The organism is Spiroplasma endosymbiont of Polydrusus pterygomalis (genome assembly GCF_964030635.1).
In the GTDB taxonomy this organism is placed as follows: domain Bacteria; phylum Bacillota_I; class Bacilli_A; order Mycoplasmatales; family Mycoplasmataceae; genus Spiroplasma.
Window position 1 is genome coordinate 1,275,960 of record NZ_OZ034909.1, and the last position, 12,075, is coordinate 1,288,034.

The window sequence follows — 12,075 nt, forward strand, 5'->3', positions numbered from 1 at the left end:
CCCTTTTACTCACCTTTAATTTTTATATTAACGTTTTCATCTAAAATTAAATAAGGTTCCTTAATACCTACTAAATTTCAACGATAAACTTTTATTCATGAATTAGACCATGGTAATTTAATATTAACATCTGGATTATTATTTATTCTTTTTGATAATTTTATATTATTAGAATTATCCTTATATATTATGTAATATCATTTATTATCAATTTCACTAAATGGTTTTTCTTGTGGTGCTATTCATTCTAAATTATCTCTAATAGTTTGATTTTTTGTATTTATTTTGTTTTCTTCTTTTATTTTTGCTAATTCTTCGGGTGTATATTCTGCTGTATTACAAGCAACTAAACTTGTTGTACTTGTTCCAATTAAAGTGATTGTTCCTAAAAGACTTAATATTTTTTTCATATTTACAAATCTTTTTATTTTGTTCTTAATTTAATTAAAAATGGAAATAAAATTCAAATTTATTTTCATTTTTAATTTTTATTATGTATTAACTATATTACAAATTGCCGAAGATGCTCCTGAAACCATTGAAACTAAAGTGCCGACAAAAGGGATCCACCATGTAGTAGCTGAAATAAAACTGCCAGCTTTTGTGCAAATTTCTAATCCTTCGTTATTTTTATTACTTTCTAAAATAGTTTTTATTTCATTTATTTCTTGACTTAACCTATTGACTTCTTGCTTTAAATCATTAATATCTTTTTGTAATCCTTGAACATTTTTATACAATTCATTTATTTTGAATTTATTATCAATTGTTTCTAAAATATGATTTAAAGATAATAATTTATTTTTAAGTTCAATAAAATGATTTCCTTTTCAAGTTCTTTTTAAAGCTTGACCACGTTCATCGTTTCCATATTTAGGTACATCTTGCATTTTTTGACGGTTAATTTCAAGTTTTCATTCATTAAAATTTGAATTTCAATTTTCAATTAAATTTTCTTGTCCAATAATGTTTGGCAATTCATTCATTAAAAAATCTTTGCTGATAAAACTAAATTTAGTTTTTTTTGTAGTAGGATATTTTTTACTATTTACTTTTGCAGTAATTTCTACAGAAAATTCTTTATTTAAAAAAGAAAAATTAGTTTTACTAAAAATATTAAGTTCTGAAATATCTAAATTAGGATTTTGTTTTTTAACGGCATTTAAAATTGTTTCATCTTTAACATTATCAATCATTCCTAAATCAGTTTTATTATTAAAATCCCTATTTCAATTATTAGCAAGTTCATTATCAAGACGTCAATTTGGATAATAATTACTATCATCAGTTCTTATATTTACATCATGATTTCAAATTTCTCACCCGGTAAACTTACATAAAATAATAATTCTTATTCTTTCTCTTCTACTACTGCTTATATATTTATTATTAATAGTTGAAAAATTTTCATATATTGTTCTGCCCAAATTTCCTATAGCCCAATTTTCAATTCTTTTATCCATTCAAACACCATCAAACATTTTATTTATAAATTTTTTTGTAAAACTGCTTTTATTATTATTTTGATATAAAAAAACTATATCTTCTCAAGTATCTGGTTTAAATGAAGCATAAATATTATTGTTTCGTTCATTATATTCAATTTGATTTCCATCATTAATTCCTCTTTTACTTCTATTTAAACTTTCTAAATTATTGTTTTGTAAATAATTAATATCACCATTTTTGATAGTTTCTTCTTTTTTATAAGAAATAGCAGCAATTGTTGTTGGTACAGCAGTTCCGGTAATAGTTAATACACTTAATAAACTAAGTAATTTTTTCATACTTGTTTTTCTCCTTTTTTAATCTTGAAACTTTTTATCAAGTTCTACTCCCAATATATATATATATATATATATATACAAGCAAAATTAGTAATTATTTTAAAAACTTTTATCTTGTTAAAAAGCTATTAATACACGTTTTAAGGGGTAAATTAGCAATGAAATATATTAAGTTTATTTATTTTTACATAAAGTGTTGTATTAGTAAAATAATAGTATATAATGAAGGCATAGGTTTAATCTTTTTCCGTAAAAAAGAGTTACGCTGACTTGTTAATCGGACAAGGATAAAAAAAGAGGAGTTTATAAAATGGCACTTACAAAAGAACAATTAATCGAACAAGGTTTAAGTGAAGAAATTGCAGAAAATATCTTAAATCAGTTTAATAATAACGCAAAGCAAATTAGAGAAAGTGTGCAAAAACGCGAAGATGTTATATCAAAAGAAGACTTTATTAAATTATCTAATGAATTAGATGAATTAAAAGCCTTTAAAGATGTTCAATCTACTAAAACTGAAGATATTAAAACTAATTTAGATAAAGTTAGTGGTAGTTCTTTATCTGAAAAAATGCAAACTTTAAAAGAATTAAAACCTGATTTGTTTATACAAGAACAACCATCAGTTTCACCCACTAATTTTATTAAAGAAATGATTGAAAATTCGGTTGAAAATAAAAATGATGAAATTGAAACTATTAAAGAAAAAGGAGCATATACTCCAGAAGAAATTAAGAAATTAACTGATTATACACTTAAAAACCTTAGATAATAAGGGAGTGAAATATTATGGCAACAATTAATTTGCCGCAAGTACATTTTACATTACAAGGTAATACAACAGGTCAAAAAGCCTATGTTGATATGGTTAACGCTATGCTAAGAGGACCATTAATGAATGAGCATGCAAGTATTATGCAATATGCAACTGCAACTGCTGAACAAGTTGCTTGATTACCTAATGCAGGACAAGCATTATATAATTTAACTCATCGTGTGGTATGACAAGATGATTATGCATTACCAAATGGTGGGGCAACTCAAACTATGGGATTAACAAGAATTCCGGTGCCTATTAATAAAAGATTTAATTTAAAATTAATGAATGAAGCATTTGACTTAGCAATGATAGAACAAAATATTAAAAATGGTGTTATTGCTAACGCTATTGCTAGTATTGTACAGAATAAATTTGTTAATTTAGAATGTGAATTAATTCAGGGGATTTATGATTATTGTTTAGCAGATGGTCAATATGAAGTAATTCCATTTCGTGGTTATACAGCCGATAGTGCCGATGAAGCAAATAAAGCATTCTTTACATTAAATGAAACTTTGATTGAATTAACAAATCAAATTAGTAATTTATATTTTGGTTTACCAACCGATAAAATGTTTATGGTTTTAGGACGAAGAGCCTATTTAGGATTAACACCTGCTTATTTAAAAGTAATTGGTTCACAAGCTCAATTAAAAGCAATGGTTAATGGTGAATTATATGAAAATACCGCAATGGGTATTCCGGTATCGAAAAGTTTTCATTTAGAAAAAACATATACAAAAGGACAAGTTAACCGAGATAAGGGTTATAATTTTACTAATGTAAATGGTTTACTTATTAATAAACAAGTATGAGCATATCCAATTAATATGGATACTATTCAACAAGTTTTAGATAATGATACTGCTAACCCTAAATGAATTGGTAAAGTACAATATGCAACACCAACTATTTTATATCCAAAAACATGTAAGATTATTTTAGAAAAACAACCAACACAAGAAGAAATTGATACTGCTAAAAGTAATTTAAATAAAACATTTAGAGTGCCGGTTGATTATGAAATTTCTACACCAATAAATACAACAAAATCTAATGTAATTTTAACACCAGACGTTGCTAAAATAGATATTAGTAAAATAAATAAATTAGATAAACCAATCATTAATTTACCAAATCCCAAAGATGTTAGTGATGGATGATTAAAACCACAATTTAAAGATGTTGTTTTAAAAGCAGTTAAAACTGTAGATAGTTCTTTAACTGAAAATGATTTTGATTATTCTATTAATCCTAAAGGTGAAGACTGACCAATTGATATTACAAATGATAAAATTGTTGAAGTTTTAATTGAAGGTAAAAACAAAGCAACTGGTAAAACAAAGTCAATTGAAGTAGTAATTAAAAATTCTTAATAAACAATGAATTTATTAATATTACGAATTTTAACTTTATTAACAGAAAATTTAGGAAATAAACCTTTAATAAATAAGTTTGTTAATTTAATTAATAAGGTTAATAAGTTTGCTTCATATTATGCTAATCCTTTTCAAAAGATTACGAATAAAATTGAAGATATTTATCAGTGATTAGATCCTTATACTTATTTAAATTTAATTAAAAAAGGTCATAAAAAAGAAATACAGCAAATATTAAATAAATTAGAAAAAGATAACAATATTAAAAATAGAGAACAATTTAAAAAAGAAAATTATCTAAACACTAATTGACAACCTTTAAATAGTAGTTGACTTGATAGTGGTATGTTTAATATAACAAATAAATTAACTTTAACAGGCAATTTAACTATTTTAATATATACAAAAACAGCAAAACACCCGAAGTTTTATTGTCCATATGTTTATCCTAGTGTTCCATTTGAAATTTGAAAATTATTAAGTAATGCTGTATCTAATGCTGGAACTTTATTTTGGCGTTATTGATTAAGAAAATGATTACCTAGTCATTTTCTTAATCAATAACGCCAAAATAAAGTTCCAGCATTAGATACAGCATTACTTAATTGGTTGTATGTATTATTTAAGGGTTTTAATTAATACCTTAGAAATTATGGAATAATATACCACTTACTTATTTAGATTATATTACTTTTAATTTTATTGTCAATATATTTTTATATTTTTTTAAATTTTTCCACGACAAAAATACATGTTTATTAAAGTTATTTAATTTATTAGATAAAATTAATAAAAATATAAGTTTGATTGTAAACTATTATTTACAAAATTATTAACTGAATAATTAATTCTATTTTCTTCTAATGGTTCATTAGTATTAAATAAATTAATTTTATTTTTAAAATTTATCATACTAGTATTTAATTTATTTTTAAGAGTTTTTTCATTATAAGTTGCTTTTTTAACCGAAACACCTTTACAGTAATGTGATATATCACCCTCAATATGACAACCAATATTATTTCATAATGTTTGATTTCTTACGCCTTCTTCATTATTTTTAATTAATCTAATTGTATCTTTTAAGAATTTCATTTTTGATTCTTTTATAAAAGAAGCGCTGTTTTCTAAACATTCTAATAATTCTTCATATTTAGCATTAAAAAAATAATCAACTGCTTTATGATATGTTTCTTTATTTTTCTTGTTTTTACTTTGATAAGGATATAATTTTTTAAATCTACTTGCAAGATGAAATTTATCTATCGTGTAATGTACTTTATTTTTAGGGAAATATTCTTGAATAAATTTTGCAATATTTTTAATTCAAGGTGCACCATCACCCAATACCATAAATTCAATATTGTCATTAATATCATAATAACTTGTAATTAATGTAAGTAATTTACTAACAAAATTAGTTAATTTACTATTTTTTTTAATATATTCTGGAATATTATCTAGTTCTATAACACCTAATTTATTTGCAATTACAGGTCTTTTTTTAGTTGATTTTGCTTTATCAAATCCAGTATGAACAGTTGAAAATATACTATGTTTTTTTATTTTTTCTTTTAATTTTTTCTTTTCATTTCACATTTTTAAATAAGTTCCATCAATTTGAATATATAAAGTATGAGGTACCTTTATTTTTTTATCAGTTTTATTAATATAATATTCTTTATCAGTTTTTGCATTTTTCATAATATTTGAAATTGTTTTTATACAAATTTTTACATGTTCCATAGTATCTAAAATATCTTGATATGTTTTTTTATTGCCAATAAATGATAATATTTTTTCTTTAACAGTATTATCTATTCTTTGTCATTTTTCAATTCCTAAAAGCTTATCCAAAGGAAAAATATATTCTTCTTTGCCTGTTTCTGGATTAATTTTATAATATTTTCTTCTTTTAAAAGTTATTTTCCCATTTAAAATAGTTAATGTTCTTGGTTTTATTTCTTTTACTTTATAATCTTTAAATTCTTTTAAAGTTTCATCATTTTTATAATTTTTAAAAATTCATTCATCACAATCTTCTAAATTTTGTTGAATAATTTCAATACTTTGTTTATCAAAAAAATTAATAGAATTGTTAAAAAAATTATCATCAATATTTATCATTTATTTTGCCCTCTTTTCTTTTATAAAGTTAATATTGTTCACACACTAACTCTATTTTAAATATTTGTCAAATTTATTTTTAATAAAAAAAACAAGATTAATAATAATCTTGTAAAGGGGGTGGGTAATTAATATTATTAACTATCTTAATTTTTATTAAAACAAACAGCTATGGTTATCTCCCTATGCATGAGAAATAAAATAAATAGAAGTTAAAAAATAAATAATATTAATTATTTTAATAAGTAATGCAAAAAATATAATAATTACTCCAATTTTCCTACATTTCTAAAATAGTTCTAAAAGTGCTTGTATATATATAATGTCAATAGATCTTTAAAAATTTTTAAGATTGTAGATTGGAAATACACACATATGAAAAAACTTTTAGGATTATTAGGAACAATTATGATAACTGGAAATGCAATACCATCAGTTATTGCAACAGCACCTAACCGAAAACATAATATTAAAAAAAGACAAAATAACGAAAATACCCCAACTACTCCAAAAACGCAAGATGAGCAACAATCTCAATTTTCAATAACTTCAGATAGTAAAGTTGACATTATTGAAAAAGAAATTACTTTAAATGAAAATTATTCTCATAATATTCAAAAAATATTACAAGAACTTATTAAAAATAATCAACTTGATCCGTTAAGAATGATAAATAATGAAGGAATTGTTAGAACAGATTATTTTGAAACACAAGATAAAAGAAATGAACGAGAAAACAATATTAAAATTATTGAAAAATTAGATGAAATTTTAGAATTAAAAAAATTTGATGCAAATAAAATAAGAATTTTAGTTTTAACTTTAAAAAATAAAGAAAATAATAAAATAAAATTAATAATTAATTTAGATAATTTATATTTACAAGGATTTATTAATGAAAATAATGAATATTTTTATTTTGATGATGAACTTTTAGAAAAAATAAAACAAAATAATAAAGAAGAAATCATAAAACTTAATGATTTAAGAGATAAATTAAATAATTTAAAAGATAATAAACTTTTATTTAATGAAGAAAAAGTAAAAGAATATTTGCAGAAAAAAAATAAAATTATTCCACTTAAAGAAAAAGAAAAAAATAATAAAAAATTAAATTATAATAACGAACTAAATTATTTAAATAAAAAAATTATTATTTTATGTGGTGAAAGTTTAAAAACCGAGGAAATAAAAACTAAAACGTTAAATACAAAAGTAACGGAAAAATATAATTGTCAAAAAATTAATTTAAATTATACAGGAGCATATTCAGAAAATGGATTAGATGTTGTAATAAAAGAAAAAGGCAAACCAAATAGGGCAAAAGATATTATTATTTCAAGAGATACTTTAAATAATGCAATTGCAAATTTAGCAAAATTTAATAATGATAAAAATCAAAATCAAACAACAAAAGATGATTTAGTAAGAATGATTTTTATTACAAGTGAAGCAATGAGATTTGGTTCTTATCTTAAATACTTTAATTATGAAAAAGATAGTAAACAAGTTGAATTTAAAAATATTCAAGAAAATATTCAAAATATTATTAATTCTAAAAATGATGATAAAATTCAATGAAAAGACTATTCTGAACAATTAATAGGCGGGTGAATAACGTCAAGTAAATATTTAGAAGAAAAACGAAAAAAATTTTTGAACAATTAAATAACCATATTATTGTTTTATTTTTTATAAGTGAAAATAATAAAGATTTAAACGAAATATTTAAAAAATCATCAATACAAAGTCAAAATTGAGAAAATGTTAAACCTAAAATTGAGACTATAATTAAAAATTCTAAAAATGAAGAATACATAAAATTATCAGATGTAATTTTAAAATATATTGAAAATTTATTTTTACAAAATGAAAACGAAATTAAATTTTTAAAAACATGAGATAAAAAAATTATTCCTAGTGTAATAAATTTTATAAATACAAATAATAATTATAATTTAATAAGATCAGTAATTGTAGAGGGCAATTTAGATTTGCTTAAATTAATAATTACAAAAAAACCAGAACTTATTAATATAAATAATAATGAATTAACATTTTTGCAAGTTTCAATAGCCAACAATAAAATTGACATAATAAAATTATTACTAGCCAATGGTATTAATGTTAATGAAAAAGGTAAATATAATTCATCAGCTTTATACACTGCAACATTTTATGGTGATATTGATATAGTAAAATTATTACTTTCTCATGGTGCTGATGTCAATGCAAGAAATAACAATGGTTTAACTCTTTTACATGTTGCAATAGATAGAGAATATTTAATCATTGTTAAATTATCGCTTGATCATGGCGCCGATGTTAATGCAAAAAATTATAATTTTGATTTAACACCATTAATTAGTGCATTAAGTAGTAATAATGTAGATATTTTTAATGAATTAGTTACAAATCAAAATAGTAAAGATAAAATTAATATTAATGAATCAAATAAAAAGATGAGTGATTTTACACCGTTACATTTTGCAGTACAAAAAAATCAAATTAATTTTATTAAATTATTACTTTCTTATGGCGCTAATGTCAAAGCAACAGATAAAGATGGTAATATACCTTTACATATTGCAGCACAAAATGGTAATCTTGATGCTGTAAAATTATTACTAGATAACGGTGCTAATCCAAATTATCAAAATAATAATGGAGATGACCCTTTAGATTTTGCAAAAAAAATGAAAAAAACAGAAATAATAAATCTTTTAAAAAACTTTAATTAATTAAATAAAAAAATAAGTATTTGTAAAAATATGCTATTAAAAGATAAAAAACAAGAAAAATTAAAGAAAGATTTAATAGATTTTCAAAATCAACTGCAAAAACTTTTAGAATTAAAAACAAATGACAAAGAAAAAGTTACAATCAATGTACAAAATAAAAAAATGAATTAGGTTTTGGTGGGTTTAAAAGTGGCTTTTTAAATCAATCTCCTAAATTTGGCAATAATAGTAATTCAAATGTTTCTTTTGGCGATCGCCAATGACCTAGTGTCGCACTAGGTCAAAATCCTAATCAAAGACAACAAAATACTATGTATGATGTTCCGGCGGATGGTAGTTGTTTATTTTGATCAGTAGCAACCGCTTATTTATTACCAGTTATAGATAATGATGAAGAATTTAGAGCAAGATTTATTCAATTATTTAATGAATCATGATTAGATAAGCTGCCACATATTCAAAAATTATTACAAAATTATAATTTAGAAAATAATTATAATAATCAATCATGATATCAAGATGAAACTGCCCAAAGATTAGTACAAACTTTATTTCGTAATCGCGTTGTTGATTATATGAGATCGCGTTTAGATACATTTACAACTCGTGATAGTGAATTAACATTTAGAGATCTTATTAGAATCGAAAGAAATGATGCTAATATTGATAATTATTTACAAGGAATGAGAGAGTTGTCAACATGGGGTGGCACACCAGAAATAGCAGCAATAAGTAATTTTTTAAATTCTAATATTATTGTAAACAACGGTGGTTCTTATCGGCCGGTTAATCAAAACGCAAGTAATAACATACAGATATTTAATGTTGACGGAAACCATTATAATTTTGCTTTGCCAAAAAACCCAAGTCAATCTACTACTGATACCAGTACATCTGTAAATAAAACAATAAATACAAATATTGAAAATTTACAAACAACAACTAAAAAAGCAATAAATAAATATAACGCTCTTTCAAAAGAAGAAAAACAGCAAAAATTAAACGAAATAAATAATCATTTTCAATCATTATCTGAAAATGACAAAAAGATTTTTAAAGATAAACTGAAAACAATTGGAACATCAGCTATTGGTGCTGCAATAATTCCAGCAGGGGCAAAAATAACTGTTAGTGGTTCAGTGAGTGGCGGCGCTATTGGGTCAACGGGCGAATCTATTGAAATGACACCTCTTTTATCATAAGGTTTAACGGCGGCCGAAACTATATCAGCGGCAGAAGGAACTGCAGTTATAGCGACCGAAGGAGCGGTTATTGGAGCAGAAGCTAGTGCTGCCACAGCTTTATCTCTCGAAACTTTAGGTTTATCATTGGTGATTGCGGGCTTAGCAATTGCTATAACAGGGATACTTTGATGAATTAATTCTGATCATACAACAGTTAAACATGAATCGCACAATCAATATAATGAAATTGAAAAATACTATAAATTTTTAGCTCGTGATCAATTAAAATTAGACATTAATATTAATGAATGAAATAAAATTAAACAAATTTATCAAGAAAATTCAAATAATTATCAAAAATTTAAAAATAAAATCAAATCAGAAATTACTAATTTTCACAGAGAAGATCATAGTGGTTGAGGCGGATCAATTACTAATCATGATATTGATTATTTAATCAATATTCTTTACAATCATTTTCAAGAAATAAATAATCATTTTTTATCTAATCCTAACCATGGTTGAAAAATTATTACAAATACTGTTGGTAGTTATTTTATAATTGAAGATGAATAGAAAAATGAAAAAAATATTAAGTATTTTAGGAACAATTAGTTTAATTACTAGCGGAAGTAGTAATTTAATTGCTTGTGATAATAGTAAAGCAGAAAAACCGTCACAAGGAAGTTATTTAAAATTAATATCAAGTGTTTTAGGAGAAGGAGATACTGAAAAATGATACTTTGGTATTTTTAAAAAAAATAATAAATGAAATATTATTAAGTGAAAGGGTAATCAAGAATTTTTTTCATATTATTATGATAAAGTTTATCGTTGAGAAGGTGATGGTGAGCCAAATAACAATATGATTAAAATCAATGAAAAAACAGGCGAAATTATAAAATAAATATATATTATATGGTTATTTATTATTTTAAATAAATACAATTTTTTGTTTTTAAATGTTATTTATTTTAAATTTCTTAATAAAATCGATGCTATCTAATTAATTATGTCTAGATAATTTTTAAGCACCCCTTATAAAAAAGAGAACAAAAAAATTATAAAAAATCAAATTATTTTCTAGAAGTAAAATTTGATTACAGACTGAATTTAATTTAATTAACTTTATACAGAGAATTCTGGACAGTTCCATAAAAACAAAAAAATAGTTAATTAAAAAATTTAATTAACTATTTCATTAGTGTCTTAAATTCAAACAAAAACTAATTTCATTTTATAATTTCGCCTGTTTTTTAATTGATTTTAATCATATTGTTATTTGGCTCACCATCACCTTCTCAACGATAAACTTTATCATAATAATATGAAAAAAATTCTTGATTACCCTTTCACTTAATAATATTTCATTTATTATTTTTTTTAAAAATACCAAAGTATCATTTTTCAGTATCTCCTTCTCCTAAAACACTTGATATTAATTTTAAATAACTTCCTTGTGACGGTTTTTCTGCTTTACTATTATCACAAGCAATTAAATTACTACTTCCGCTAGTAATTAAACTAATTGTTCCTAAAATACTTAATATTTTTTTCATTTTTCTATTCATCTTCAATTATAAAATAACTACCAACAGTATTTGTAATAATTTTTCAACCATGGTTAGGATTAGATAAAAAATGATTATTTATTTCTTGAAAATGATTGTAAAGAATATTGATTAAATAATCAATATCATGATTAGTAATTGATCCGCCTCAACCACTATGATCTTCTCTGTGAAAATTAGTAATTTCTGATTTGATTTTATTTTTAAATTTTTGATAATTATTTGAATTTTCTTGATAAATTTGTTTAATTTTATTTCATTCATTAATATTAATGTCTAATTTTAATTGATCACGAGCTAAAAATTTATAGTATTTTTCAATTTCATTATATTGATTGTGCGATTCATGTTTAACTGTTGTATGATCAGAATTAATTCATCAAAGTATCCCTGTTATAGCAATTGCTAAGCCCGCAATCACCAATGATAAACCTAAAGTTTCGAGAGATAAAGCTGTGGCAGCACT

14 protein-coding genes are annotated in these 12,075 nt (G+C 23.1%); 9 read left to right on the forward strand and 5 right to left on the reverse strand.

Annotation, left to right across the window (positions count from 1 at the left end; translation table 4 throughout):
* Positions 1-5: 5 nt before the first annotated feature.
* On the reverse strand, positions 6-410 hold the full coding sequence (locus ACQH23_RS08220) for a lipoprotein (protein WP_425377954.1): 405 nt from the start codon (positions 408-410) through the stop codon (positions 6-8).
* 81 nt (positions 411-491) lie between these two features.
* On the reverse strand, positions 492-1,787 hold the full coding sequence (locus ACQH23_RS08225; protein ID WP_425377955.1) for a hypothetical protein: 1,296 nt from the start codon (positions 1,785-1,787) through the stop codon (positions 492-494).
* A gap of 310 nt (positions 1,788-2,097) precedes the next feature.
* Here ACQH23_RS08225 and ACQH23_RS08230 point away from each other — a divergent pair, with 310 nt between their 5' ends.
* From ACQH23_RS08230 to ACQH23_RS08240, 3 genes are read left to right on the forward strand one after another with little or no spacing between them, the layout of a single operon-like run.
* Positions 2,098-2,559, forward strand: a complete 462-nt coding sequence (locus ACQH23_RS08230; RefSeq protein ID WP_425377956.1) for a hypothetical protein — start codon at positions 2,098-2,100, stop codon at positions 2,557-2,559.
* Between the two features lie 17 nt (positions 2,560-2,576).
* Positions 2,577-3,983, forward strand: coding sequence for a hypothetical protein (locus ACQH23_RS08235; RefSeq protein WP_425377957.1), 1,407 nt, complete (start codon positions 2,577-2,579; stop codon positions 3,981-3,983).
* 6 nt (positions 3,984-3,989) lie between these two features.
* A complete protein-coding gene (locus tag ACQH23_RS08240) occupies positions 3,990-4,550 on the forward strand; it encodes a hypothetical protein (protein WP_425377958.1) in 561 nt (186 codons plus the stop codon).
* A 222-nt stretch (positions 4,551-4,772) separates the two neighbouring features.
* Here the strand turns inward: ACQH23_RS08240 and ACQH23_RS08245 are convergent, their stop codons facing one another.
* Entirely contained in the window at positions 4,773-6,113 is a 1,341-nt protein-coding gene (locus tag ACQH23_RS08245) for an Mbov_0401 family ICE element transposase-like protein (RefSeq protein ID WP_425377959.1), read from the reverse strand.
* 375 nt (positions 6,114-6,488) lie between these two features.
* On the opposite strand from ACQH23_RS08245, the gene ACQH23_RS08250 reads away from it, so the two are divergent.
* The 6 genes from ACQH23_RS08250 to ACQH23_RS08275 all read left to right on the forward strand — a co-directional run bounded on the left by ACQH23_RS08250 (position 6,489) and on the right by ACQH23_RS08275 (position 10,945).
* Positions 6,489-7,781 carry a ribosome-inactivating family protein gene (locus ACQH23_RS08250; protein WP_425377960.1) on the forward strand — a complete coding sequence of 431 codons (1,293 nt, stop codon included), beginning with the start codon at positions 6,489-6,491 and terminating at the stop codon, positions 7,779-7,781.
* Positions 7,782-8,107: 326 nt separating this feature from the next.
* A complete protein-coding gene (locus tag ACQH23_RS08255; protein WP_425377961.1) occupies positions 8,108-8,854 on the forward strand; it encodes an ankyrin repeat domain-containing protein in 747 nt (248 codons plus the stop codon).
* 30 nt (positions 8,855-8,884) lie between these two features.
* Positions 8,885-9,025, forward strand: a complete 141-nt coding sequence (locus ACQH23_RS08260) for a hypothetical protein (RefSeq protein WP_425377962.1) — start codon at positions 8,885-8,887, stop codon at positions 9,023-9,025.
* Between the two features lie 140 nt (positions 9,026-9,165).
* Positions 9,166-10,056 (forward strand): OTU domain-containing protein, encoded by an 891-nt coding sequence (locus ACQH23_RS08265; RefSeq protein WP_425377963.1) that lies wholly within the window; start codon positions 9,166-9,168, stop codon positions 10,054-10,056.
* A gap of 126 nt (positions 10,057-10,182) precedes the next feature.
* Positions 10,183-10,614, forward strand: coding sequence for a hypothetical protein (locus tag ACQH23_RS08270; RefSeq protein WP_425377964.1), 432 nt, complete (start codon positions 10,183-10,185; stop codon positions 10,612-10,614).
* Positions 10,615-10,618: 4 nt separating this feature from the next.
* Positions 10,619-10,945: a lipoprotein gene (locus ACQH23_RS08275; RefSeq protein ID WP_425377965.1), complete on the forward strand. Its 327-nt coding sequence runs from the start codon at positions 10,619-10,621 to the stop codon at positions 10,943-10,945.
* Between the two features lie 349 nt (positions 10,946-11,294).
* On the opposite strand, the gene ACQH23_RS08280 is transcribed toward ACQH23_RS08275, so the two are convergent.
* Together ACQH23_RS08280 and ACQH23_RS08285 are read right to left on the reverse strand one after the other, a co-directional pair.
* Positions 11,295-11,597: a lipoprotein gene (locus ACQH23_RS08280; protein ID WP_425377966.1), complete on the reverse strand. Its 303-nt coding sequence runs from the start codon at positions 11,595-11,597 to the stop codon at positions 11,295-11,297.
* 4 nt (positions 11,598-11,601) lie between these two features.
* Positions 11,602-12,033 carry a hypothetical protein gene (locus ACQH23_RS08285; RefSeq protein WP_425377964.1) on the reverse strand — a complete coding sequence of 144 codons (432 nt, stop codon included), beginning with the start codon at positions 12,031-12,033 and terminating at the stop codon, positions 11,602-11,604.
* Positions 12,034-12,075: the final 42 nt, after the last annotated feature.